Raw genomic sequence first — 24,868 nt, forward strand, 5'->3', positions numbered from 1 at the left:
CCCAGCGAGCTACCGAGCTGCTCCACCCCGCGTCGTTGTGTTCAAACCGTACCACGACGCGGGGTGGACCTTTTCTCAACTGCCCTGGTCGTCGCCTTCCGGCTTCGTCGCGCCCTCAGTTCCCGAGGAGTCCGACGCGCCCGAGGAACCCGAGGAGTCGGAGGAGCCGCCTGCCTTGGGCTGAGCCGCCGCCGCCCGCTCCAGGGCCGCCTGCAGGTCCTTCTGGGCCTTGCCGTAGGCCTCCCAGTCCTGCTCCTTGAGGGCCGTCTCTCCCGCCGTGTACGCCTTCTGGGCGTCCGCGATGGCCTTCTTCAGCGCCGCGTCACCGGTGGCCGGCGGCTCCGTGGTGTCACCCGGTGGCTCGTCGGGTTCGGTGGGCGGTGTCGTGGTATCGCCCTCGACCCCGAAGACCGCGTTCAGTGCCTCGCCGAGACTGTTCTCGAAGACGATCTTCGACCCGTACGAGGCGGCGACCTTGCGCAGCAGCGGATAGTTCTGCGTGCCACCGCGCGTGTACACCGGTTCGATGTAGAGGAAGCCTCCGTCGAGCGGCACCGTCAGGAGGTTCCCGTACTCGATGTCCGAGTCGGTGCCCTTCAGGTTTCTCACGAACTCGGCGACGTCGTCGTTGCCGTTGAGCTCACTCTGCACCTGGCCCGGGCCCTTGACCGTACTGGTGACTCTCAGGAGTCTGATCGTGCCGTAGTCCTTGCTGGCCGCGTCCGCGTCCACCGCCATGAACGCCCCCAGGTTGGGGCGCCCCTTCGGGGTGAACGTCGTGGTCAGGGAGAACTTCTGGGTGTCCTGGTCCGGCATCTTCATGCTCAGGTAGTACGGCGGAACGGACCCCGGTTCCTTGTTGGTGGGGTCGTCCGGCACCTGCCAGGCGTCACTGCCGCTGTAGAACTGCGCGGGGTTCTCCACGTGGTACCGCGTCAGCAGCTCACGCTGGACCTTGAACAGGTCCTGCGGGTAACGCAGGTGGTCCATGAGCTCCTTGGGGATGTCCGCCCGCGGCTCCACCGTCCCCGGGAACGCCTTGCGCCACGTCTTGAGCACCGGGTCCTCGGTGTCCCACTCGTAGAGCTTGACCTTGCCGTCGTACGCGTCGACGGTGGCCTTCACGGAGTTCCGGATGTAGTTGACCTGGTTCTGCTGGGCGACGACCGCGCGCTGGTTGGTGGTCAGCGAGTCGGCCGTGGTGTCACCGAGCGTCGTACGCGAGGCGTACGGATAACCGTTGGTCGTGGTGTACGCGTCGACGATCCACTGGATGCGGCCGTCGACGACCGCCGGGTAGGCGTCGCCGTCGATGGTCAGCCAGGGTGCGACCGCCTCGACGCGCTCCTTGGGCGTGCGGTTGTAGAGGATCCGCGAGCCGTCGCCGATGGCTCCCGAGTACAGGATCTGCGGCTCGCTGAAGGAGACCGCGTAGGCAGCCCGGTTGAAGGCGTTGCCGAGGCTGACCCCGCTGTCGCCCTTGTAACTGGTGGTCTTCTCGCCGTCCTCCTCGTAGTCGAGCTCCTTCTGGGGCCCGCCGACGATGGAGTACTGCTCGGTCTTCTCGCCGTAGTAGATCCGCTGCTCGTACTTGCCCAGCTCGCCCGTGGTGGGCAGGCCCGACTCCGTGAAGTCCGGGGATCCCGTCGGGTTGGTGCCCGTCGTGGTGCCCCGGGCCGCGATGACGCCGTAGCCGTGGGTGTACGTGAAGTGGTCGTTGATCCAGTTCCTCTTGGGGAGGCCCTGGAGGTTCAGCTCGCGCAGGCCGATGACGGTGTCCTGCTCCTTGCCGTCCTCGCCCTTGTAGCGGTCGACGTCCAGCGTCTTGGGGAACTGGTAGTAGTTCCTCTTCTGCTGGAGCTGCTGGAACGCCGGCGAGACGACGTTCGGGTCCATCACGCGGTAGCTGGCGGCGGAGTCGGCGCTCGCCCTCAGCTTGGCGCTGTCATCGGTCGTGCTGGTGCCCGCGTAGTCGTCGACCTTCGCGTCGTCGATGTCGTAGGCGTCGCGCGTCGCATCGATGTTCTTCTGGATGAACGGCGCTTCCTTGGCCTGCTCGTTCGGCTGGACCTGGAACTTCTGCACGATCGCCGGGTAGAGCCCGCCGATCAGGATCGCCGAGAGCACCATCAGGCCGAAGCCGATCACCGGGAGCTGCCAGGTGCGGCGCCAGAGCGTCGCGAAGAACAGCACGGCGCAGATGACGGCGATGCAGAAGAGGATCGTCTTCGCCGGGAGATAGGCGTTGGCGTCGACGTACCGCAGGCCGGTCCAGTTGTCCGTGGCCTTGAAGTCGCTGGACTTCACGGCCAGGCCGTACCGGTCGAGCCAGTACGCCACGGCCTTCAGCGTGACGAAGACGCCGAGCAGCACGGAGAGATGGCCGGTGGCCGCGCCCGTGGCGCGAGCGCCGGGGCTCGTGATCCGCAGTCCGCCGTAGAGGTAGTGGGTCACCGCCGCCGCGATCAGCGACAGCACCACAGCGGCGAAGCCGAAGCCGAGCAGGAAGCGGTACCACGGCAGGTCGAACGCGTAGAAGGAGACGTCCAGCTTGAACTGGGGGTCCTTCTGCCCGAACGACACGCCGTTGACGTACATCAGCCACGTACGCCACTGGCCCGACGCGGAGGCTCCGGCGATGAGCCCCACCAGCGCGGTGACCGCGAGCAGCACCCACTTCTTGTACGGGGCGACGCTCATCCGGTAGCGGTCAAGGCTCTGCTGCTCCAGCGACATCGCGCTCAGCGGCGGCCGGAGCCGGTGCGCGAGCCAGATGTTCAGGCCGATGGCGAGGGCCATCAGCAGTCCGAAGACGAGGAACAGTCCGATCTTGGTCCACAGGGTGGTGGTGAAGACGGACGAATACGCGACCGACCTGTACCAGAGCCAGTCCGTCCAGAACCCGGCGAACATGACGAAGGCCATGGCGAGGACCGCCAGGACACCCAATGTCATGAGCAGGGTACGGACGCGCCGGGACGGGCGGCCGACTCTGATCCGTGGCCCGGTCGGGCCTCCGCCGCGGTCCGGCATCTGGAAAGCCAACGTGCGCACCTCGAAGTTCGCGGTCGTGTGGAGCGGGCCCAGCGATCGTAGAGCCCACCTATGCAACTTACTGAGGCTTTACCTAGTTCCCGTTCCCGGGGCAGAAGGAGGCAGGATGTTGAGCATGCCCAACGTTTCCCCCTCAGGCCCCCCGATGGCCGCGAGCCCACTCACCGTCGCCGTCCTCGAGATCGACGCCTACGCCGCAGGTCTCGGCTGGGACCAGCCGGCCAGGCTGTTCGCCCTCGTCGACACCGCCCGGCTGCGCGCCCACGAGCCGGGCCTCGCCGCCCAGCTCGGCCTCGACGACACCGCTTCCACGACCGCCACCCTCACCCCTGTGGAGCAGGAGGAGCTCCCCGCCGGCACCGCGCTGGACGAATTCCTCGCCACGATCGCCTGGCCCGACGCCGTGGTCGGCTGCGCCATGACCGTCGAGCGGCTGATGCTGCCGCCTTCGGCGGAGGCGTCCGTACCGGAAGGCCTGTCCGACGCCCAGCTGACCAAGTGGGTCGCCGAGCACCCCGACCGGCAGGAGGTCCGGATGACCGTGGCGGTGCTGCGGGACGGGGCGCGGGACTCCGCCGTGCGCCTGCGGGAGAAGGACTCCCCCACCGAGGTCCTGACCGGTGCGGGGCTCGTGCCGGGGCTCGCCGAGGCCCTCGCGGCCACCTTCGAGTCCTGACGCCTCCGGCGGGGGCCGGCCTCAGCCCTTCGAGCAGCTCGGCAGGCCGGCCGTGTCCCCCGCCCGGATCTTCTCCAGGGACTTCTTGGCGTCGTCGAGGGTCTTCACCCGCACCAGGGTGAGGCCGCTCGGGGTGTCGGACGCCGCGGCGGAGCAGTTGTCGTCCGGCGTCAGGAAGTACTGGGCGCCCGCGTCGCGCGCGCCGACCAGCTTCATGTTGATCCCGCCGATGGGGCCGACCTTGCCGTGGTCGTCGATGGTGCCGGTGCCGGCGATGAACTTGCCGCCCGTCAGCTTGTCGGGCGTCAGCTTGTCGATGATGCCGAGCGAGAACATCAGCCCCGCACTCGGGCCGCCGACGTCGGCCAGCTTGATGTCGATCTCGAACGGGAACGTGTGGTCCGTCCCCGCCTGGATGCCCACGATCGCCCGGTCCTCGGAGGGCTTCGCGGGGTCCGGGGGCCCCTTGCGGGTGGTGAGCGTGATGTCCCGGGAGCCCTTGGGCTCCTTGCCCGCCTTCTCCGCCGCTGCCGCGGTCTTCGCCGGGATGACCGTGAAGACGACGTCCTCGCCGGGCTTGTGCTTCGTGACGAGCTTCGCGACGTCCTCCGGCTGCTCGACCGCCGTGCCGTCGACCGCCTCGATCACGTCGCCCGCGTGCAGCACGCCCTCGGCGGCGCTGTCCTTGACGACCGTGGAGACCACCACGCGGGAGGTGACGGGGATCTTCAGCTCCTCCAGGGCGGCGACCTTCGCGCTCTCCTGGGACTGGCTGAACTCCTCGGCGTTCTCCTGCGTCGACTCCTCCTCGGTCTTGCCGTCCGGGTAGAGGGTGTCGTGGGGCACGACCACGCTGTCGTGGGCCAGCCATCCGTAGACGGCCTCGACGATGTTCATGTCGTAGTCCGCACCGGTGACGCGCACCGTCGTCATGTTGAGGTTCCCGGACGTCGGATACGTCTTGTGCCCGCTGATGTGCAGGACGGGCTCACCACGGGCGTCGCCGAGCGTGTTCACCGTCGGGCCCGGGGACATCTCCGCATACGGCACGCGGATCAGCACGCCTGCGCAGAGCAGCGCGATGAGGATGAGGGTGGAGGCGAGCATCGTCGCGGTGCGGCGTGGCATGGAACGACAGTACGGGAACGGCCTGTCAGTGCACCGTCGGGGCCGGTCCGTACGGGCGGACGGCGGAGTGGGAAACGGATCCCGGAGGACCGAGGGGCACCACTGGTTCGCTCGCTGCGCGGAGTGCGCCTACGGGGAGCGGGTGCGGTGCGGAATTGGCAACTGCGTACAGCTGCGGAGTCTCAGACGGCCTCGGAACCGGAGTGCGATTTCTCCATCGCTTCACGGAACCTGGCGTAGCCGGCGAGTTCGGTGACATCGCCGGTCGTTCGATTGCGGGCTGCCCACCCTCCCCATATCGCTGCGCCAAGAGCAGCTATAAGCGGAATCAACAGCCAGGCGAGTGCTGCCATCACGACCTCCCTACCCCATGAGCGACCGCAACTGACGATCAGAAGATTAACGACCTGCAGGACCAACGCTCACGGCAGGGGTGGGGTTACGCAAATCGGGGCTGATGCCCCCTGGGGCGGTTTGCGTTCAGCAGGCGCCGACCCACTCCTCCGTGCCGTCGGAGAAACGCTGGTGCTTCCAGATCGGGACCTCGTGCTTGAGGTCGTCGATCAGCTTGCGGCAGGCCTCGAAGGCCTCACCCCGATGGGCGCAGGAGACGCCGACGACCACCGCCAGATCGCCCACATCCAGTTCACCCACCCGGTGGACGGCGGCCAGCGCCCGCACCGGGAACTCCGCGACCACCTTCTCGGCCACCCTGCGGAGCTCGTCGACGGCCGTCGGATGGCAGGAGTACCCGAGGGAGCCGACGTCCTGCCCGTCGTCGTGGTTGCGCACCGTGCCGACGAAGAGCGCCATGCCTCCCGCGGCGTCGTCCCCGACCGCGCGGAAGACCTCGTCGACGGACAGCGGTGTGTCACGGATGTCCAGGAGCCGGATCGGGTCCTGGGAGGCCTGTTCGCCGGGGTGGTTGTGGGTGCGTGCCATGGGGCCATCGTGCCGCACGGGACGCGCATCCCGGAATAGCGGTTTCGACCGGTGGCGTGCCGGCCGGCTTGGAGCCTCCTACCAGACGGGCGCCGGGGCCTCTGCCGGGCGGGACGGCCGCCCGTCGTGCGCCTAGAAGCGCCGGCGCGCCTTGCGGGCCCGCCGGACCAGTGCCGCCGTGCCGAGCAGGGCGACGGTCGCCCCCGCGGCTCCCGCTGCGGTGGCGTCCTTGCGGCCGAGCCGCCGGCCCGCGACGGTGTGGCGTCCCTCCACCTCTTCGAGGAGCGCCGCCAGGACCTCCTCGTTGGTCCACCGCGGGCGCCATCCCACGTCGTGGAGCCTGCTCACACTGACCACCCAGGGGTGCATCGTGTAGGCGAGGTCGCCCGCCGGCGAGGGGGTGAGGCCGATGCGGTGCAGCCGGGCCGCGGCGCCGAGGGCGACGGCGGACGGCAGCTCCATGCGGCGTACCCCGGAGAGCTCCTCCACCTCCTCCTGTTCGAGCCAGCCGTCGCAGCCCACCGCGAACTCGCCCTCGATCTTTTCGAGCGCCGCGTACTCCAGGGCGCTGACCAGGTCGTCGACGTGGCAGAACTGCCAGGCCGGGCGGGAGCCGGCGACGACCAGGAGCCTGGGCGACTCGAAGTACCGGGTGAGCGCCGTGTCCGTACCGCCGACCAGCACCGTGGGGCGCACGACCGTGACGTTGAGGCCGGGGTGGGCGCGGGGGGCGCGGCGGCCGAGCCGTTCGATCTCCAGCAGGTCGCCCACGCCGGTGGCCTCCGCCGTGGCGCGCAGTTCCGCGTCCTCGGAGAGGGGGATGTCGTTGTCGGGCAGGGCGCCGTAGACCATCGCCGAGGTGCACAGCACCACCCGGTGGACGCCGACGGCCGCCGCCGCGGTCAGCACGGTCTGCGTACCGCGCACGTTGTACGCGGTACGGGCGGCGGGGTCGGTCTCCAGGTCGAGGTCGAGCGCCATGTGGACGACGACGTCCGCGCCGCGCAGCTTCTCGGCGATGGCGGGATCCCGTACGTCCAGGATGTGCCAGGTCGCCCCGGAGACGTCCCCCCGGCGCTCGTCGATGGCGATGACCTGCTTGATCTCGTCGGATGCGGCGAGATGGGCGGTGAGCAGCTCACCGACGCCGGTCGCGGCGCCGGTGACCGCGACGACGGGGCCCTTGTTCCGGCTGCGGGAAGAATTTTTCGTGGGCATGCTTTCGGGCGAGGGGTCGGCCAGGTTTCGCGCTGCGCGAACCTGCGGATCTGGGGAACTCACCGGGCGTCTCCAGCGGTTGTCTTCAGTACGTACCCGAATGACGCGTACGTACCAGGTGGCGTCCATCCTGCCGCAGGCCGGGAGCCGGCGGAGCACCGAGGGCCCAAGCGGTCTTCGGTGTCTACGCTGGATGGTGATGTCGGGCAGTCGCCGTCGGTTCGAGCCGGCGGCCCTACGAGCCGAGGAAACCCGTGAGTGACACCCCATTCGGATTCGGCCTTCCGCCGGAGGAGCCGGAAGACGGCGACGAAGGCAAGAAGAAGGACCCCACCGGTGGTGGGCAGGGCTCGGGCGGGCCGGCGAACCCGTTCGGCTTCGGGCCAGGCGCGGGCGGGGACAACCCGTTCGCGGCGATGTTCGGCTCCATGAACCCGAACGACCTGGGTGCGGCCTTCCAGCAGCTCGGCCAGATGCTGAGCTACGAGGGCGGCCCGGTCAACTGGGACATGGCCAAGCAGATCGCCCGCCAGACCGTGTCGCAGGGCACGACGGACGGCAGCAAGGACGCCAGCGTCGGACCCGCCGAGCGGTCCTCCGTCGACGAGGCGCTGCGTCTCGCCGACCTGTGGCTGGACGGCGTGACGTCACTGCCCTCGGGTTCCGTGTCGACTGTGGCGTGGAGCCGCGCCGAGTGGGTCGAGGCGTCCCTGCCCGCCTGGCAGCAGCTGGTGGACCCGGTGGCCGAGCGTGTCGGCCTGGCCATGGGCGATGTCCTGCCGGAGGAGATGCAGGCCATGGCCGGCCCGCTGATCGGCATGATGCGGTCCATGGGCGGTGCCATGTTCGGCCAGCAGATCGGCCAGGCCGTGGGCACGCTCGCCGGTGAGGTCGTCGGCTCGACCGACATCGGCCTCCCGCTGGCACCGGCCGGCAAGGCCGCGCTGCTCCCGCTGAACGTCGAGCGCTTCGGCAAGGACCTGAGCGTTCCGCAGGACGAGGTCCGGCTGTACCTGGCGCTGCGCGAGGCGGCCCACCAGCGGCTCTTCGCCCACGTCCCGTGGCTGCGCTCGCATCTGTTCGGCGCGGTCGAGGCGTACGCGCGCGGCATCAAGGTCGACACCAGCAAGCTCGAGGACGTCGTCGGGCAGTTCGACCCGTCGCAGCCCGAGCAGCTGCAGGACGCGCTTCAGCAGGGCATGTTCCAGCCGGAGGACACCCCGGAGCAGAAGGCGTCGCTGGCCCGTCTGGAGACCGCTCTCGCTCTCGTCGAGGGCTGGGTGGACGCGGTGGTGCACGAGGCCGCGAAGTCCCGGCTGACCTCGGCGGACGCGCTGCGCGAGACGATGCGCAGGCGCCGTGCGTCCGGCGGTCCGGCCGAGCAGACCTTCGCCACCCTCATCGGGCTCCAGCTGCGGCCGCGCCGGCTGCGGGACGCCTCCCGGCTGTGGGCCTCGCTCACGGACGCCCGGGGCGTCGACGGCCGCGACGGTCTGTGGGAGCACCCGGACATGCTGCCGACCGCCCAGGACCTGGACGACCCGGACGGCTTCGTCCACCACGAGCAGCTGGACTTCTCCGAGCTGGACAAGATGCTCGGCGAGGCGGCGAAGGGCCCGCAGAAGCCCGCCGCCGGGGAACCGGACAAGGAAGCGGGTCAGGAGCCGGGGCAGGACGAGTCCGGCGACGACGACCCGAAGAGCGACGGCAAGGACGGCTCCGGCGCGTGAGCCTGCATGACGACGCCGTCGCGGTGCTCGACGGCTACGACGGGGGCGACGCCGGCCAGGCCGAGCTGCGCCTGGCGTACCTGGACCACCTGGCCGGGCATCCCGACGGCATGTGGAAGGCGTGCGGGGCCGGTCATCTGACGGCCAGCGCCCTGGTGATCGACCCGGAGCGCGGCAGGGTCCTGCTGACCCTGCACAGAAAGCTGCGGATGTGGCTGCAGATGGGCGGGCACTGCGAGCCCGAGGACACCACCCTGGCGGCGGCCGCCCTGCGCGAGGCCACGGAGGAGTCGGGGATCCCGGGGCTCACCCTGCTGCCCGGCGGCCCAGTGCGGCTGGACCGGCACCCCATCCCGGCGCCCTGCCACTGGCACCTCGACGTGCAGTACGCGGCGACGGCGTCACCCGGGGCGGTGGAGCGGATCAGCGGCGAGTCCCTCGATCTGCGCTGGTTCCCCTACGACGAGGTGGCGGGCGTGGCGGACACCTCGGTCGTACGGCTGCTGGAGAGCACCCGCGCACGGCTGGAGCACGCCACACTGTGACCGACTGAGGGGCGGCCCCCACGGGGACCGCCCCTCATCTCCGGCGCCGGTGGCAGGCACCGGTCAGCCGGCACCCGGCCGGGCCGTACGGCTCAGTTCCAGGAGTTGTTCTGGTTCTGGCCGTGCGCGCCGTGCTGTCCCATACCGAACTGCGCCGCGGCCCCCTGCCCGATCTGCGCGTTCTGCGGCGGCAGGACCTCGCTCGGCTGGACGAGGGCGAAGCCCTGGCCGAGGAAGCTCAGCTCCCAGCCCTCCCCCGTGTTGCCGCGGCGCCGGAAGACGCCCGAGGAGTGGGTCTGGGCCTGCATCTGCACCCTCAGCCCGCTCGACCAGGCGACGATCGCGTCGGCGTCGGCGTTGACGTACTTCTCGGGGGTGACCTGCATCATCAGCGGCTGGCCCGAGGTCATCAGCGCGACCTTGCCGTTCCCGGTGATGTTGAGCTGGTACTTGCCGGTGCCGGAGATCCCGTACTGGCTGTCCACCGCGATGACCTCGGTGTGCAGCGAGGAGTCCAGCGCCAGGACGTACGCGCTGTCGACCGTCATGCCCTCGTGGTCGATGTCCACCACGTGGATGTACTGGGCGAGGTTGGCCAGGTAGACCGTGCCCTGACCGGAGCAGCGCATGAGGTCGAGGCCCTCCCCCGTGTTCCTCCGGGCGCGGCGCTGGCCCTGCGACTGGTACTCCCCGTCGAACTCCATGAGCCCCTGGTAGGCGACCATGGCGCCCTTACGGGCGAGGACGTCGTCGTGGCCGGTCAGCGAGACCCGCAGGAGCTGCGGGTTCTGCACGGTGTAGCGGTCCTGCGACTGCTGTTCGGTGTGGCTGAAAAGCGGACTCTGCATGATGTGTGGTTCCCCCGCTCAGTTCCGGATCCGCAGGCGGTCGGTACTGTCCTCGCTCGGCTGCACGACGACGATCCCCTGGCCCGAGAAGGCCATCTGGTAGGCCTCTCCGCTGCCCCGCCCGATGAGCGAGCCCGCCTTGAAGCTGCGCTTGCCCTTCACCTTGAGGTTCGGGGACCACGCGACGAGGGCGTCGGGGTCGACGTAGGTCTCGTCCTCTCCCCGGCCGCAGTCGACGACGATCGGTGTGCCGCGCGAGGTGATGGCGACCCACCCGGTGCCCTGGACCGCGACGTTCCACAGGCCCTGGCCGGCGAACTTCGCCAGTCCCTTGACCCGCTCCACACCCCAGGTGAGGTGTGCGTCGAACGCCAGGAGGTTGGTCCCGTTGACCGAGAGCGCGTCGTTGTTGAGATTGATGACGACGACGTCGGCGCCGTAGTCGGCGAGGTAGAGCAGTCCGTCGCCGGCGCACTTCATCAGGGGTGCGCCCTCACCGGTGATCCACTGGGACGCGATCTGGCGGACGGCGGGCGGGTTGGGTTCGTACTGGATGAAGCCCTCGTAGGCCACCATCGAGCCGGTACGTGCGTAGAGGTCCTGGCCGGTGGCCATGGCGACCTTGAGCATCGTGTGGCCGTGGTTCTCCATGCGGGCCGTGACGGGGGTCGGGGCGAAGCCCGCGAGCTGCTGGTTCATGACGGGCTCCCTCAGACCTCGTAGGGCTGGACGACGATGAAGTTCCCGGGGGCTCCCCGGAACTGGAGGTTCACGGTCTCCCCGCTGTGCCCCGGGTACGCGTTGCGGCGCAGCCGGACCTGGCTGGAGATGATCACCTGGGACGCGGACGACCAGGCCACCACCGCGTTGCAGTCGGCGAAGGTGGTCGGTGTGACCGGCAGGACGACCGGCACACCGTGGGTCTTGATGACGACGGTGCCGGTGCCCTGGAACTGCATGGTGAACAGGGCGCCGCCGGGGATCCCGTGCCCTTCGATCCTGCGGACCTCGTACTGCAGGGACTCGTCGAACGCGAGGACGCTCTCCGCGGAGACGCAGATGCCGTCACCCTGCAGTTCGATGGGATGCAGATGCGATCCCTCCTCGGCGAGGAAGACCTGGCCACGGCCGGTACAGCGCATCAGCTGCATCTCCTGGCCCGTCGCGTTGCCGACCACGCGGCCCGCGAAGCCGGCGCCCTTGTAGCCGAAGTCGACCTTGCCCTGGTACATCACCATGCTGCCCTGGCGGGCCAGCACCGGAGTGCCGCCCATCGTGAGGTCGACGCGCATGAGCTGCTGGTTCTGCGAGGTCCAGCGCTGCCCGGTGGCCGTCTCCTTGTACGGCGACAGGGCGGCCTGCAGGCCTGCGCCGCCCGCGGGGACGCCCTGGGGCACGCCCTGCGGCATGCCCGGGGGCTGCTGACCGAACTGGCCCGGGGGCTGCTGCCCGAAGGGCGGTGCGCCGGGAGGCTGCTGGCCGAACGGCGGAGCGCCCGGGGGCTGCTGGGCGAAGGGCGGGGCCTGCTGGCCGTAGGGCGGAGCGGCGGGCGGGGCGCTCTGGCCGGGGACCTGGCCGAACTGCGGCTGCTGCGGCGGCTGTCCGTACGGGGCGGGCGCGGGTGCCGGCGCGTGCGGCGCCGGAGCCGGTGCCATCGGTGCCGCGATGGTCGGCGCGGCGTGGATCGGCTGCTGCGGCACGGGAGCGGGTGCCGGCGGAGCGCCGAACGCCGGTGCGGGCTGCGGCGCCTGGGGGGCGGCCGGAGCACCGAAGGCCGGAGGCGCCGCCGCCTGGGCGGGCGGCGCGAACGAGGGGGCGGCGCCCTGCGGGGGCGCGGCGGGGGCCTCCTCCTCGGCGACCTCCCCGCCGAAGTTCTTGAGCAGTGCTTCGAGTCCGCCGTCGAAGCCCTGGCCGACGGCGGCGAACCGCCAGACGTCCTTGAGATAGAAGTCGCCGAGCATGACCGCGCGCTCGGTGGTGAACTCCGAACCGGTGAAGGCGTACTTCACCACTTCCTCGCCGCCCGCCACGATCCGGATGTATCCGGGGCCGACCTGCGACATCTGCCCGGCACCGTCGAGCGTCGCGGTGAAGGACAGCTTGTGGATGTTCGCCGGAATGCGATCGAGGGTGACGCGGAACGATTCGGTGTCACCGGCCTGGGCGCCGAGAAGCTGAATGGACTCCTCCGGCGATTTCGGCTGGTTGAAGAAGATGAAATACCGGTCGTCGGAGAGCTGCTCGTTGGCGTCGAGACCGAAGCAGCTGATGTCGAACGTCAGGCCGGGGCCCGCGATCTGCACACCTACGTACAGATCCGTCCCTGACGTGAGATCACTGATCTTGGCCTTGTGGCCTCGCTGAAATTCCCTGGCCATGCGTAACGACCGTCCCCCATCCCGAAGGTGAATGCGTCGCGTCAGGCTAACCGCAAACCACGACATCGAGCCAAGCCGGTACAGACCCGGTACAGAATCGGCGATGTCACTCTTCGCGGGCGGCGGGCAGATGCGGAAGCCGGTCGGCCGCCACGACCCCTTCGAGGTAGCCCCGCGCACGCTCGGTACGCGGGTACGACTCCAGGAGCCGCCAGAAGCGCGGCCCGTGGCCCGGGACCAGCAGATGGGCCAGCTCGTGGAGGAGGACGTAGTCGACGACGTACTCCGGCATCCCCTGCAGACGGTGCGAGAGACGGATGCTGCCCTCGGCCGGGGTGCAGGAGCCCCAGCGGGTGTTCTGATTGGTCACCCATCGCACGGAGGCGGGCCGCGCCCGGCCTTCGAGGTACTGGCCGGAGAGCCGCTCCGCCCGGTCGGCGAGCTCGCTGTCACCGATGACGCGTCTGCTCTCCTGCGCGGCGAGCTTGTCCAGCATCACGCCGACCCAGCGCTGCTCCTCGGCCTCCGACATCCGGGCCGGGATGAGCACGATGGTGCGATCGCCCTCCCGGTACGCGGAGACCGTTCTGCTGCGCCGGGTGCTCCTGCGGACCTCGACGGCGCTCGTCACCGATGCGCGGGGCTGCTGAGCGGCTGGGCTGCGCTGCTTGCGTACGGCGCTGCGCGCAGGGGTCTCCCCGGCGAGACCGGGAGAGGGGTCGGCGGGCACGCCACGACGTTACCCGCTGGCGGTGCGGGAAGTCCCGCCCCCTCGGCGGTCCCGTGTTGATCCACTTCTCGGCTTGCACCATTTGAACGACTAATGCCCCAGCCTGTGGATAACTTTCGGCCCGTTTCGCCGCCACGTTGCATTCTGGCAACGGAACGGCGCAACAGATCCGACACCGACCTGGGAGAAGTCATGCACCCGATGCTGAAGCCCGCACTCCGCCGGGCATGGCGCGGACAGAACACCGTGCAATTCGGAGTGACGCCCGCACACGCGGTAACGCTGGGGCCGATGGATATCGCCACCGGCAGCTTTCTGGAACTGCTCGACGGAACACGCGGACTCCCCCTCCTCCGTGAAGAGGCGAGAGCTCTGGATCTGTCGGACCGTCACGTGGACATTCTCGTATCGCGTCTCACGGAGGCCGGTCTGCTGGACGATCCGGATGCGGGCGGTCCCGAGGCCGACGCCTTACGCCGGCGGGCCGAGACCCTCGAACGGCAGCGTCCCGACGCGGCGGCGCTCTCGGTCGTCCATCCGACGCCGGGCGGCGGGCTGCGGAGGCTTGCCGCCCGACGCGCGATGCGGGTCCAGGTGCGCGGAGCGGGCCGGGTCGGCGCAGCGGTCGCGGCGGTGCTGTCCGGGTCGGGCGTGGGCCATGTCGAGGTGCTCGACGGGGGCCGCACGGAGCCCTGGGACGTCGCGCCGGGCGGGCTCCCGGCCTCCTCGGTCGGGGAGCGCCGGGACACGGCGGCCCGGCAGCTGGTGCGCAGGTCGGCGGTCGGCGGGCCTCCCCGGCCCGGCGGGACGGCCGATGCTCCTCCCCGTGGTGAACCCGCCCTGTCCCTGATCGTCGTGGCCCCCAGGGACGGGCTCTCCGTGTACGTCCCCGATCCGGACATCGCCGCGCCCTGGATCGCTTCGGGTACGCCCCATCTCTACGCCGGAGTGATCGAAGCCACCGGAGTGGTGGGGCCGTTGGTGCTGCCCGGGGGCACGGGCTGCGCCGGCTGTCTGGCGTTGCACCGCACCGACAGGGATCCCCAGTGGCCGCGGATGCTCGCGCAGTGGCGGTCCGGGCGGCGCACCTGTGTGCAGGCCTGCGATCTGGGTCTGGCGACCGCGGTGGCGGGTCTCGCGGCGGCCCATGCGCTGTCCTTTCTCGACGGGGAGCTGCCCGCGAGTACGGGGGCCCGCTGGGAGGCCGCCATGCCGATGCTGGACTGGCGGTCGGAGCGGCTGGGACCCCACCGCGACTGCACCTGTGGAGCCGCCGGGCACACTGAGGTGGAGCTCACCCCCGCGGCCGGGGCCACGCAGGACACAATGGCCGGGTGACCGCCGCCGACGGAGCGGAGCCGGATGTCCACGCCGCACGGCAGTCTGGGAACTGGAGGGGCACATGTCTGATCTTCCCCGGAAGGCGGTCACCCGTACCGCGAAGCTGGCAGCGCTGCCGCTCGGCTTCGCCGGCCGTGCCACGTGGGGGCTGGGCAAGCGGATCGGCGGGAAGTCCGCCGAGATCGTCGCCCGGGAGGTCCAGCAGCGCACGGCGGACCAGCTGTTCAAGGTCCTCGGCGAGCTGAAGGGCGGTGCGATGAAGCTCGGACAGGCGCTGTCCGTCTTCGAGTCCGCGCTCCCCGAGGATGTGGCGGGCCCCTACCGGGCGGCGCTGACCAAGCTCCAGGAGGCGGCGCCTCCCATGCCGACCCACACGGTCCACGGGGTGCTGGCGGAGCGGCTCGGCGAGGACTGGCGGGAGCTGTTCACCGAGTTCGAGGACCGGCCCTCCGCCGCGGCCTCGATCGGGCAGGTCCACCGGGCCGTGTGGCACGACGGGCGCGATGTCGCGGTGAAGGTGCAGTACCCGGGCGCGGGTGAGGCGTTGCTGTCGGACCTCACCCAACTCAGCCGCTTCGCACGGCTGCTGGGTCCCCTGGTCCCCGGGATGGACATCAAGCCGCTCATCGCGGAGATGCGCGACCGGGTGTCCGAGGAGCTGGACTACGAGCTGGAGGCCCGTGCCCAGCAGGAGCACGCCGCCGAGTTCGAGGCGGACCCGGACGTGGTGATCCCGGCCGTGGTCCACCAGTCCGAGCAGGTGCTGGTCACGGAGTGGATCGACGGGATCCCGCTGTCGGAGGTGATCGCCGACGGCACACCGGAACAGCGGGATCGGGCGGGCCAGTTGCTGGCACGCTTCCTGTTCTCGGGGCCGGCGCGCACCGGCCTGCTGCACGCCGACCCCCACCCGGGCAACTTCCGGCTGCTGCCCCCGGCGGATGAGGCCACCGGGGATGCGCAGGAGCTCGACGGAGACGGCTCCGCCGAGGGTGAGCACGAGGGTGCGGACGCGGGTGAGGAGGCGGACGGGAAGCCGTGGCGCCTCGGGGTGCTCGACTTCGGCACGGTGGACCGGCTTCCGGGTGGTCTGCCGCGGACGATCGGCGACGCCCTGCGGATGACGCTGGACGGGGACGCCGACGCCGTCTACGCCATGCTGCGCGAGGACGGCTTCGTCAAGGAGTCCATCGATCTCGAACCGGACGCGGTGCTCGGCTATCTGCTGCCCATCATCGAGCCGGCCCAGGCGGACGAGTTCACCTTCACCCGCTCCTGGCTGCGGAGCCAGGCCGCCCGTATCGCCGATCCGCGCTCACCGGCCCATCAGTTGGGGAAGCAGCTGAATCTGCCGCCGGCGTACCTGCTGATACACCGCGTGACGCTGAGCACGATCGGGGTGCTGTGCCAGCTGGGCGCGACGGTCCGGCTGCGCGACGAACTGGAGTCCTGGCTGCCGGGGTTCCTCCCGGAGTACGAGCCCGACGAGGACAGCGCCGAGAACAGCGCCGAGGAAGGTGCGGCGGTCGAGGTGTAGGGGACCGGTCCGGCCTCTCTCCTCCCCGGCCGTCCCTTCTCCTCCCCGATGAGGTCTCTTCCTCCTGCCCCGGTTCACCACCAGGCGGAGTCGAGTCTGCTCTCGATCGCCCGGAGGTGGGTGCGGGCGCAGTGCTCGCAGACGTACCGGCGCTCACCGTTCTCCACGGTGCAGAGCCACGTCAGAGGTGGCGGGTCCGACTCCGCTGCGGCGCCGCAGCGGGCGCACACCAACCGGCCGGCGCCCGGTTCCGCAGGGTGATGGGTCTCCTCGTCCACCTCGCGACGATAACGCCGCGGGCCGGGCGGCGCGCGCCGCGACGCACTGCGGGGCCGGCCCGTTCGGACCGGCCCCGCTGATGGGGAGGGTGGCTGCCCGGAGGCCGAGCGGTGGCCCGGCAGCCGTGGTGCGGCGTACTGCTGGTGAGCTGTCAGTGCATGACGGCCATGGCCAGCGCGCGGCGGGCGCGCATCGAGGCACGCTCCGCACGGCGCTGCATCCGCCGGGCGGCCATCAGGCGCACTGCCTGACGTCCCTCCTCGGCCTCCCTCAGGCGGTCGTGCATATGCGCACGGGCCAGGGCTTCTGGGATGAGTTGCATCTCGCGGGTCCTGTTCTGGCGCGAGTCGTTCGCGCCGATGATGGTGACGTCCGGGGTCGCGGAGCCGACGGGCTCCTTCGTGGTGCTCGTGGTGACGGTCATTGGTGCCTGATTCCGGGGGTCATGAGTCTGGGGACGGTCGATGGTGCCGATGCGCTTCGTTCGTGTGGGGGCCATGACCCCCAGGCCGGCGGTCACGCCGCGACCGGGTTCTTACGCGGACGGCCACGGGGCCGCTTGCGGGCCACGACGACGCCCTGGACGAAGAGCTCGCCACCCCAGACGCCCCACGGCTCGCGCCGCTCCTTGGCTCCGGCGAGACAGGCCTCGACCAGCGGACAGGTACGGCAGAGGGACTTGGCGTACTCGACGTCGGCCGGGGACTCGGCGAAGAAGACCTCCGGGTCGTAGGAACGGCAGGGGACGGGTACGCCGAGGTTCTCGATGGCGTCGTCGAGCGCGGTGAGCGCGGTGAGGGGGATCAAGGTGGAGTCCTCCGTGAGGCCGGGCGGGGAGATCGTGTCGGAAGGCGGTACGGACGGGGCGTGCGTCTCGAGTTGCACGGTGGCGTTGTCCTCGTCTGGTCGTGCCGGCCTGTTGGCCGGTTGGCGGCTGGTACCAGGTCCTGCTGTCCCGAGGCTCCTTCGTCTCGTCTCATCCGTTCGGACAAAACAAAAGGGCCGCGGATCCCGAGTGGGGTTCCGCGGCCCTGAAGGCGCCGGCCTGATCGGATCAGGCTGGATCACTCCAGGGTTCAGGCCCACGGAAGGCCCACATCGTGTGGTGCTGCGTCTGCTTCTTGGCTCCGGCACCGGCTGCGGCTGCCGCAAAGGCATAGGCCGAGGCCTGTCCCTTCGCTACTGCTGCTGCCGGTGCCCCGGTCGGTCGCTCATTGCGCTCTCGCACGGGCAGGCTCGCCAGGGACAGCGGGCTGACCAGGGAGACGCCGGACACACCGGTGCCACGAAGAGAGAGCGCGGAGGAGCGGGTGAGGCCGAGCGAGCAGGTGGAGACGACCGACGGATCGGTCATTTTGATGGTGTTGATGATGCTGATCACGACAATCGCCTCCTCTCGGCGTCTCAAGGGACCGGCCGGGGCCGATCCTGCGGTATTCGGATAAGTACAGCACGGAGTCAGGGCGTCAGAGAAGTCGCTGTTCCCGTGGTTAAGAACCTATGGTGATTGCTGCTGCGGGCGCAAACTATTTTTTCGACGAGTTTTTCTCACACGCCGTCCTCGCCCCCTCCAGGCTCCTGACCCACCGTCCGGCCTGCGCAGATGGCCAGTACGTCCGCCCCGAACCTGGTCAGCTTCCGGTTGCCGACACCGGCGATGACGACGAGCTCGCCCTCGCTGTCGGGCGCCGCCTCGGCGATCGCCATCAGGGTCTTGTCGGTGAAGACGCAGTACGCGGGCTGGCTGATCTCCTTCGCCCGGTCCGCGCGCCACTCGCGCAGCCGCTCGTACAGCCCCTCGTCCATGTCCGAGGGGCAGTCCTCGCAGCGCATCAGTTTCATCTCGCCGGCCTCGGTCAGCGTCTTGCCGCACACCCTGCACCGCACCGGGCCCCGCCGGGCGGCCCGAGCCGGCCTCTCCGCCCCGGCGCCGCCCGTGCCCGTACGGGAGCCCCGGTCGATGCCGCCGCCTCCTCCGGCGCCGCCCCGCGTGCCGAGCGCTGCCGAGCCGGGCCGCAGCCCGTTGAGGAAGCGGGTCGCCCGGCGGTTCCCCCGGCCGCCCGGCGACCGGGACAGCGCCCAGGACAACGAGAGGTGGAAGCGGGCCCGGGTGACACCGACGTAGAGCAGCCGGCGCTCCTCCTCGACCTGTTCGTCCGTCTTGGCGTAGGCGATCGGCATCATGCCCTCGGTCAGCCCGACCAGGAACGCGGCGTCCCATTCCAGGCCCTTCGCCGAGTGCAGCGACGCCAGGGTGACGCCCTGGACCGTGGGCGCGTGCTGGGCCGCGGCGCGCTCGTCGAGCTCGGCCACCAGATCGGAGAGCGTCGCGCCCGGCTTGGCCTGCTCGAAGTCCTCGGCCAGCCGCACCAGGGCGGCGAGGGACTCCCAGCGGTCCCGTACCGCTCCCGATCCGGCGGGCGGCTTCGAGGTCCACCCCTTGGTGGAGAGCACGGCCCGCACCTCGGAAGGGAGGTCGTCGGCGCCGTCGAGCAGCGAGTCGTTGCCCCCCGCCCGGGCGGCGCCGCGCAGGGCGACGCCCGCCTCCCGCACCTCGGGCCGGTCGAAGAAGCGCTCGGCGCCGCGGAGCTGGTAGGGCACGCCCGCGTCCGCCAGGGCCTGCTCGTAGACCTCGGACTGGGAGTTGACGCGATAGAGCACGGCGATCTCACCGGCAGGGACGCCTGCGGCGATCAGGTCGCGGATCCGGCGTGCGGTGCCCTCGGCCTCCGCCGGCTCGTCCGTGTACTCCGTGTAGACGGGCTCGGGTCCCTTGTCGCGCTGCGAGACCAGCTCCAGCCGGTGTTCGGCCGCCCTGCCCCGGGCCTGGCTCAGCAGGCCGTTGGCCAGGTGGACGACCTGGGGTGTGGAGCGGTAGTCACGGACCAGCTTGACCACGGTCGCGTCCGGGTGGCGGGTGCGGAAGTTCAGCAGGTGGTCGGGGGTGGCCCCGGTGAAGGAGTAGATCGTCTGACCGGCGTCGCCGACGACACAGAGGTCGTCCCGGTCACCGAGCCACAGGTCGAGGAGCCGCTGCTGGAGCGGGCTGACGTCCTGGTACTCGTCGACGACGAAGTGCTGGTACTGACGGCGCACGTGCTCGGCGATGTCATGGCGGTCCTGGAGGATGCCGACGGTGAGCAGCAGCACGTCCTCGAAGTCGATCACCGAGCGGTCGCGCTTCAGCTGCTCGTACATCGCGTAGATCTGGGAGAGCTCGGCCGGGTCGCGCGGGACGTCACGCTGGGTCTTGGCGACGGCGGCCGGGTAGTCGGCGGGGACGGTCTGGGTGACCTTGGCCCACTCGATCTCGCTGGTGGCGTCCCGCAGCTCGTTGCGGTCGAGCCGGACCCCGCAGCGGGCGGCGGCCTCGGCGACCAGCTGGACCTTGCGCTCCACCAGACGCGGGAGCTCGCCACCGACTGCTTTCGGCCAGAAGTACTGGAGCTGGCGCAGGGCGGCGGAGTGGAACGTCCGGGCCTGGACGCCGGTCGCGCCGAGCTGACGGAGCCGGCCCCGCATCTCCCCGGCGGCCCGGTTGGTGAAGGTGACGGCGAGCACGGTCGTCGGCTGGAGGATCCCGGCACGCACCCCGTAGGCGATGCGGTGCGTGATCGCCCGCGTCTTGCCCGTCCCCGCTCCGGCCAGCACGCACACGGGTCCGCCGAGGGCCAGCGCGACCTCGCGCTGCTCCGGGTCGAGCCCGTCGAGCACGGCGTCCGCAGTGTCGGGGACCTGGGGGAAGAGGGTGGAATGCGTTGCTGCTGTCACCCTGCCATGCTGCCAGGTCGCGAGGGGCCGCAGCGGCGGTTGTCCACAGGGGGTGCCGTTCGTCATACCGGCGGGAGACCGTGGGGAATGGCCGTCAGGTTCCGTACGTTCCCTCCATGCGGGACCGTGCGCATGCGTGCGGCTCCTCATTCAGCGAGACGGACAAACGAAGGAGCGCCGACGACATGCCGGGCACTGTGACGATGTACAGCACCACGTGGTGCGGCTACTGCCGCCGGCTCAAGGGGCAGATGGACCGCGAAGGCATCGCGTACACCGAGGTCAACATCGAGCACGACCCGGACTCCGCGGCCTTCGTCGAGAAGGCGAACGGCGGAAACCAGACGGTCCCGACGGTGCTGTTCCCCGACGGTTCCACGCTGACCAACCCCTCGCTGGCCCAGGTCAAGCAGAAGATCGGCGCCTGATTCACGTGCGACGCGAAGGCCCCGGGCAGCTGCCCGGGGCCTTCGCGCGTTCCCCGGGCGGCCGCTCCGTATCAGTGCGCGCGAGGCTTCCTGCGCCACCACCGGCCCGGACGCTTTCCCGCTTCCGGCTCCGGCTCCGGCTCCGCCAGCAGTGACGTCACCGGTTCCGTCCCCCGCCCCGCCCCCGATTCCCGTATCGCGGTCCTGATGCGGTCGAAGGTCGCGATCCGGTTCCGCTGGGCGCCGGGCAGGACGAGTCCGACGCAGACCAGCCGGAACCGGTCGTCCCCGAGCTCCTCCCCCACGAAGACCGGAGCACCGGCGCACCCCTCGGGCACGGTGGAGTCCCAGTGGACATAGCCGTCGGCGTCGCGTGCCACCCGGCCCACGACGACGGCCTGCAGCCTCGCCCCGTCCTGCTCGCCCACGTCGTGGCCCAGGAGGTAGGCGGGCCGGGGCTCGGAGCCGATCCCGGCGATGTCCTCGTGGCGCGCGGCCAGTCCGTCGGTGATCTCGTCGGTCGCCCAGCTCCAGCCCTTGCGCCTGCCATGAGCGTGCAGGCCGGCCGTGGGCATCACGGCGACGCCCAGGTCACCGAGGACGGTCCACCCCTCGGCGAAGTCCGTCATGAGGAGCTTCTCGGCGCTCATCCCCGGCTCGCACAGCTCAGGGCGCAGCGTCAGCTCGCCCAGGTCGTAGCGCGTCGTCCCGGCCGCCGTCACGAGGTACTGGCTGATGACCTCGGAGCCGGGCGCGGAGTCGAGCAGGTCGTTGAACCAGAACGCCGTCCCGTGCCACCGGTCGGCGTGCGCCTGTTGGAAGGGCAGGGTCGAACGGCCGGCGTTGGCCATGATGGCGTCGATGATCGCGTCGTGACGGACGCTCGGTTCGGGCATGGGCGCGGACTCTACCGACCCCTCCCGTGCACGGGCGCACCAGGGCGCCCGTACCGCCGGGCCCGTACCCTCAGCCGACGCTGCCCGGCCTCGGGAGCGGCTTGCCGTACCAGAGCTCGATGAGACGCGCCGCGATGGAGACGCCGAACGGGGGCAGGACCTCTCCCGAGTCGAAGGCGGCCGTCAGCTCCTCGCGGGAGAACCAGCGGGCCTCCTCGATCTCCTCGCCGTCGACGTTGATCTCGGAGGACGTGGCGCGTGCCATGAAGCCGAGCATCAGGCTGGAGGGGAACGGCCAGGGCTGGCTGGCGATGTACTCGACCTCGCCGACGACGACTCCCGCCTCCTCGAACACCTCGCGGGCCACGGACTGCTCGATCGACTCCCCCGGCTCGACGAATCCGGCGAGGGTGGAGAAGCGGCCCTCGGGCCAGTGGACCTGGCGCCCCAGCAGGGCGCGGTCCTGGTCGTCCGTGACCAGCATGATCACCGCGGGGTCGGTGCGCGGGTAGTGCTCCGCGCCGCAGGCCTGGCAGCGGCGGATGTGCCCGGCCGCCGCGATGACGGTGCGCTCGCCGCAGCGTGAGCAGAAGCGGTGCAGCCGCTGCCAGTTCTCCAGAGCCACCGCGTGCACCATCAGCCCGGCGTCGCGCGGACCGAGGAGCATTCCGGCCTCGCGCAGACCGGCGGGGCGCGCGGACTGGTCCATGCGGCCCGGGAGGGAGTCCTTCTGGAGGGCGAAGTAACGTACGCCGTCCTCGTCGGTGCCCAGGAAGTAGCGGTGGGTCTCGGTGACGGGCGCCTCGAAGGCGGGCGTCATGACGAGTTCGGTGCCGCCGTCGGGGGTGTCGTCGACGAGCGCCTGGCCCCCGGATACGACGAAGACCCTGGTCGTCGGGTGGCTCCAGGCCGCGGCGAGCCAGGCCTCGTCGAGCCGGTGGTGGGCGGCGCGGTCGATGCCGCTGGGCGCGGTGAAACCGATCGGATGGGCGGTGGCGTTGTCGAAGGTGCTCACAGGTGCTTCCTACTCCCCCGGGGGTGGATCGGGCGTTCAGAGATTCAGCGGAGTGCGTCGGCCAGCTCGCCCCACAGATGGGCGGTGGTCTCGACGCCCTTGAGGAGGAGGCCGAGCTCGACCTTCTCGTCGGGGCCGTGCCAGCCGTCGGACGGTACGGAGATGCCCAGGAAGAGGACGGGTGCGCCGAGCACGTCCTGCAGGTCGGCGGCGGGTCCCGAGCCTCCTTCGCGGGTGAAGAGGATCTTCGTCCCGAAGGCCCGTCCCATGGCGCGGGCCACCGCCTGGAGGGCGGGGTGGTCCAGGGGCGTCAGACAGGGGCGGGTGGCGGGACTGAACGTGATCCGGTGCCGGATGCCGGCCGGGATCCGGTCCTCGGCCCAGCTGCGGACCGCTTCCTGGATCCGCTCCGGGTCCTGGCCCGCGACCAGCCGGAAGCTCAGCTTCACCAGCGCCGACGAGGGGATGACGGTCTTGCTGCCCGCCCCCTGGTAGCCGCCGCCGATGCCGTTGACCTCGGCGGTGGGGCGGGCCCAGACGCGCTCCAGGGTGGAGTAGCCGGCCTCGCCCGCGGTGGCGTACGAGCCGGCGGTCCGCAGCCAGGTGTCCTCGTCGAAGGGCAGCTCGGCGAAGAGGGCCCGCTCGGCCTCGGTGAGTTCGGTGACGCCGTCGTAGAAGCCGGGGACCGCGACCCTGCCCTCCGTGTCGTGGAGGGCGGCGACGAGGCGGGCGAGGACGGTCGCGGGGTTGGGCACCGCGCCTCCGAAGGAGCCCGAGTGGATGTCCTGGTCGGGGCCGTTCAGCTCGATCTCGCACTCCGCGAGACCGCGCATACCGGTGCAGACGGTGGGGGTGTTCTCGTCCCACATGCCGGTGTCGGAGACGATCACGACGTCGGCGGCGAGGCGGGCGGCCCGCTCCTCGGCCAGCGCGCGGAAGTGGGGCGAGCCCGACTCCTCCTCGCCCTCGATGAGGAGCTTGAGGTGCACCGCGGGCGTCGTGCGGCCGGTCGCGGCGAGGTGGGCGCGGACGCCGAGTGTGTGGAAGAACACCTGGCCCTTGTCGTCGGCGGCGCCGCGTCCGTACATCCTGCCGTCGCGGATCACCGGCTCGAACGGGTCGGTGCTCCAGCCGTCCTCGCGGGCCGCGGGCTGCACGTCGTGGTGGCCGTAGACCAGGACGACCGGCGCGCCCGGGTCCTCGGAGGGCCACTCGGCGAAGACCGCCGGGGCCCCGGGCGTCTCCCAGATCTCGGTGACCGGGAACCCGGTCTCCGCGAGCTTGGCGGACAGCCACTCGGCACTGCGCCGTACGTCCCCGACGTGCTCCGGCTGCGCCGATACGGACGGGATGCGCAGCCACGCGGCGAGGTCGTCGAGGAAGGCTGCGCGGTGCTGTTCGGTGTACGTACGGACGGCGCTGTCCGGGGTGTCGCTCATGCTTATGAGCCTATCGGCCCTCGGGAGGTGGCTCGTCCAGCAGGAGCCGCTCCAGCTCCTCCCTGCCCGGCAGCGCGGCGGGACGGGACGTCTCCCCCGTACGTACGTACAGGAAGGTCGCCGTGACCGCTTCCAGCGGCAGACCGTGCAGTTCGGCCCAGGCCAGGCGGTAGACGGCGAGCTGGAGCGGGTCGGCCGTGCGGTTCCTGCTGGTCTTCCAGTCGACGATCTCGTACGTCTCTCCCGTGCGGTAGACCGCGTCGATCCGGCCGCGGATCACCCGCCCTCCGAGCGTGATCTGGAACGGTGTCTCGACGCGGTACGGCGTGCGCCGGGCGTATGCCGTGCGCTCGAAGGCTTCCTTGAGCTCGGCGAGGTCCTGCTCGTCGGCGATCTCCGCGTCGCTCCCGTCGCCCCCGGGAAGCTCGTCGGGGCCCAGCATGGGCAGGGGGAGCTCCTCGAAGCGGGACTCCACCCAGGCGTGGAAGCGGGTCCCCCGGCGCGCGGCGGGCTGCGGGGGGCGCGGCATGGGGCGGGCGAGCTCACGGGCGAAGCCCTCGGGGTCGTCGGCGAGGTGCAGGAGCTGGGTCGCGGAGAGCGTGGCGGGTACGACGACGTCGCGCACGGCCGCGCGGGCACGGCGCAGCTCACCGGCGAGGGCGTCGAGGTCGCGGTCCCAGGAGGCGAGGGTGCGGGACTCCTCCGGGGTGAGGTCCGCGTCCGCCGCGGCGCGGGCGGCGGGTACGTGGGGCGTGGCGCCCTCCGGGAGGACGGCCGCGGGCGCGGACGGGGCGCCGCCGGCGGGCACGACGGGCCCGCCGTCCGGGAACGGGTCGTCGAAGGGGGCGTCCGCCTCGTCGTACGGCGGCATCTCGTCCTCGTACGGAGGCTCCTCGGGGCCGTCCTCGTACGG

At 70.9% G+C, this 24,868-nt stretch carries 24 protein-coding genes; 6 read left to right on the forward strand and 18 right to left on the reverse strand.

The features are described from left to right. Window positions 1-75 precede the first annotated feature (75 nt). Window positions 76-3,033, reverse strand: coding sequence for a UPF0182 family membrane protein (locus JKV81_RS26970; RefSeq protein WP_129267122.1), 2,958 nt, complete (start codon window positions 3,031-3,033; stop codon window positions 76-78). 127 nt (window positions 3,034-3,160) lie between these two features. On the opposite strand from JKV81_RS26970, the gene JKV81_RS26975 reads away from it, so the two are divergent. Continuing rightward, window positions 3,161-3,730 carry a PPA1309 family protein gene (locus JKV81_RS26975; RefSeq protein WP_236057865.1) on the forward strand — a complete coding sequence of 190 codons (570 nt, stop codon included), beginning with the start codon at window positions 3,161-3,163 and terminating at the stop codon, window positions 3,728-3,730. Window positions 3,731-3,751: 21 nt separating this feature from the next. Here JKV81_RS26975 and JKV81_RS26980 read toward each other — a convergent pair whose 3' ends face one another. The 4 genes from JKV81_RS26980 to JKV81_RS26995 all read right to left on the reverse strand — a co-directional run bounded on the left by JKV81_RS26980 (window position 3,752) and on the right by JKV81_RS26995 (window position 7,081). Next, window positions 3,752-4,858 (reverse strand): YlbL family protein, encoded by a 1,107-nt coding sequence (locus JKV81_RS26980; RefSeq protein ID WP_129265368.1) that lies wholly within the window; start codon window positions 4,856-4,858, stop codon window positions 3,752-3,754. A 182-nt stretch (window positions 4,859-5,040) separates the two neighbouring features. Further along, on the reverse strand, window positions 5,041-5,211 hold the full coding sequence (locus JKV81_RS26985; RefSeq protein ID WP_014048224.1) for a hypothetical protein: 171 nt from the start codon (window positions 5,209-5,211) through the stop codon (window positions 5,041-5,043). A gap of 127 nt (window positions 5,212-5,338) precedes the next feature. Then, entirely contained in the window at window positions 5,339-5,800 is a 462-nt protein-coding gene (locus JKV81_RS26990) for a molybdenum cofactor biosynthesis protein MoaE (RefSeq protein ID WP_202078189.1), read from the reverse strand. Window positions 5,801-5,932: 132 nt separating this feature from the next. Further along, a complete protein-coding gene (locus JKV81_RS26995) occupies window positions 5,933-7,081 on the reverse strand; it encodes an SDR family oxidoreductase (protein WP_202078191.1) in 1,149 nt (382 codons plus the stop codon). A gap of 191 nt (window positions 7,082-7,272) precedes the next feature. Here JKV81_RS26995 and JKV81_RS27000 point away from each other — a divergent pair, with 191 nt between their 5' ends. Both JKV81_RS27000 and JKV81_RS27005 read left to right on the forward strand, forming a co-directional pair. Continuing rightward, the gene (locus JKV81_RS27000) at window positions 7,273-8,748 is read left to right on the forward strand and encodes a zinc-dependent metalloprotease (protein ID WP_129265365.1); all 1,476 of its coding nucleotides are present in this window, start codon (window positions 7,273-7,275) and stop codon (window positions 8,746-8,748) included. Then, on the forward strand, window positions 8,745-9,293 hold the full coding sequence (locus JKV81_RS27005) for an NUDIX hydrolase (RefSeq protein ID WP_129265364.1): 549 nt from the start codon (window positions 8,745-8,747) through the stop codon (window positions 9,291-9,293). Before JKV81_RS27000 ends, JKV81_RS27005 begins: the two co-directional genes overlap by 4 nt. Window positions 9,294-9,385: 92 nt before the next feature. Here JKV81_RS27005 and JKV81_RS27010 read toward each other — a convergent pair whose 3' ends face one another. The 4 genes from JKV81_RS27010 to JKV81_RS27025 form a co-directional block, all read right to left on the reverse strand. Next, a complete protein-coding gene (locus JKV81_RS27010; protein WP_129265363.1) occupies window positions 9,386-10,141 on the reverse strand; it encodes an AIM24 family protein in 756 nt (251 codons plus the stop codon). An 18-nt stretch (window positions 10,142-10,159) separates the two neighbouring features. Beyond that, complete coding sequence (locus JKV81_RS27015) at window positions 10,160-10,840, reverse strand: AIM24 family protein (RefSeq protein WP_129265362.1); 681 nt, start codon at window positions 10,838-10,840, stop codon at window positions 10,160-10,162. Window positions 10,841-10,851: 11 nt separating this feature from the next. Further along, window positions 10,852-12,519 (reverse strand): TerD family protein, encoded by a 1,668-nt coding sequence (locus tag JKV81_RS27020; protein ID WP_202078193.1) that lies wholly within the window; start codon window positions 12,517-12,519, stop codon window positions 10,852-10,854. 106 nt (window positions 12,520-12,625) lie between these two features. Beyond that, a complete protein-coding gene (locus tag JKV81_RS27025; protein WP_129265360.1) occupies window positions 12,626-13,249 on the reverse strand; it encodes a M48 metallopeptidase family protein in 624 nt (207 codons plus the stop codon). A gap of 192 nt (window positions 13,250-13,441) precedes the next feature. Between JKV81_RS27025 and JKV81_RS27030 the strand changes: the two genes are divergently transcribed. Next, window positions 13,442-14,587: a ThiF family adenylyltransferase gene (locus tag JKV81_RS27030; RefSeq protein ID WP_202078194.1), complete on the forward strand. Its 1,146-nt coding sequence runs from the start codon at window positions 13,442-13,444 to the stop codon at window positions 14,585-14,587. 64 nt (window positions 14,588-14,651) lie between these two features. Beyond that, window positions 14,652-16,127 (forward strand): ABC1 kinase family protein, encoded by a 1,476-nt coding sequence (locus JKV81_RS27035; RefSeq protein WP_129265358.1) that lies wholly within the window; start codon window positions 14,652-14,654, stop codon window positions 16,125-16,127. Between the two features lie 74 nt (window positions 16,128-16,201). Here JKV81_RS27035 and JKV81_RS27040 read toward each other — a convergent pair whose 3' ends face one another. From JKV81_RS27040 to JKV81_RS27060, 5 genes are all read right to left on the reverse strand, one after another. Continuing rightward, on the reverse strand, window positions 16,202-16,405 hold the full coding sequence (locus JKV81_RS27040; protein ID WP_129265357.1) for a hypothetical protein: 204 nt from the start codon (window positions 16,403-16,405) through the stop codon (window positions 16,202-16,204). A 152-nt stretch (window positions 16,406-16,557) separates the two neighbouring features. Next, window positions 16,558-16,905: a putative WhiB-interacting protein gene (locus tag JKV81_RS27045; RefSeq protein WP_236057870.1), complete on the reverse strand. Its 348-nt coding sequence runs from the start codon at window positions 16,903-16,905 to the stop codon at window positions 16,558-16,560. Between the two features lie 17 nt (window positions 16,906-16,922). Next, window positions 16,923-17,291, reverse strand: coding sequence for a WhiB family transcriptional regulator (locus JKV81_RS27050; RefSeq protein ID WP_033298139.1), 369 nt, complete (start codon window positions 17,289-17,291; stop codon window positions 16,923-16,925). A 169-nt stretch (window positions 17,292-17,460) separates the two neighbouring features. Continuing rightward, complete coding sequence (locus tag JKV81_RS27055) at window positions 17,461-17,787, reverse strand: hypothetical protein (protein ID WP_129265355.1); 327 nt, start codon at window positions 17,785-17,787, stop codon at window positions 17,461-17,463. A gap of 167 nt (window positions 17,788-17,954) precedes the next feature. Continuing rightward, window positions 17,955-20,177 (reverse strand): ATP-dependent DNA helicase UvrD2, encoded by a 2,223-nt coding sequence (locus JKV81_RS27060; protein WP_202078196.1) that lies wholly within the window; start codon window positions 20,175-20,177, stop codon window positions 17,955-17,957. Between the two features lie 185 nt (window positions 20,178-20,362). On the opposite strand from JKV81_RS27060, the gene JKV81_RS27065 reads away from it, so the two are divergent. Then, on the forward strand, window positions 20,363-20,605 hold the full coding sequence (locus JKV81_RS27065) for a mycoredoxin (RefSeq protein WP_014154194.1): 243 nt from the start codon (window positions 20,363-20,365) through the stop codon (window positions 20,603-20,605). A gap of 71 nt (window positions 20,606-20,676) precedes the next feature. Here JKV81_RS27065 and JKV81_RS27070 read toward each other — a convergent pair whose 3' ends face one another. From JKV81_RS27070 to JKV81_RS27085, 4 genes are all read right to left on the reverse strand, one after another. Continuing rightward, window positions 20,677-21,501, reverse strand: coding sequence for a hypothetical protein (locus JKV81_RS27070; RefSeq protein WP_202078198.1), 825 nt, complete (start codon window positions 21,499-21,501; stop codon window positions 20,677-20,679). Between the two features lie 70 nt (window positions 21,502-21,571). After that, complete coding sequence (nudC, locus tag JKV81_RS27075) at window positions 21,572-22,516, reverse strand: NAD(+) diphosphatase (RefSeq protein WP_202078200.1); 945 nt, start codon at window positions 22,514-22,516, stop codon at window positions 21,572-21,574. 44 nt (window positions 22,517-22,560) lie between these two features. Continuing rightward, window positions 22,561-23,955: a dipeptidase gene (locus tag JKV81_RS27080; RefSeq protein ID WP_202078202.1), complete on the reverse strand. Its 1,395-nt coding sequence runs from the start codon at window positions 23,953-23,955 to the stop codon at window positions 22,561-22,563. A 10-nt stretch (window positions 23,956-23,965) separates the two neighbouring features. Further along, a partial coding sequence (locus JKV81_RS27085) for a PD-(D/E)XK nuclease family protein (protein ID WP_202078203.1) occupies window positions 23,966-24,868 on the reverse strand: 903 nt, incomplete at its 5' end.

It is taken from the genome of Streptomyces silvae, from assembly GCF_016745505.1.
GTDB classification, from domain to species: Bacteria; Actinomycetota; Actinomycetes; order Streptomycetales; family Streptomycetaceae; genus Streptomyces; species Streptomyces silvae.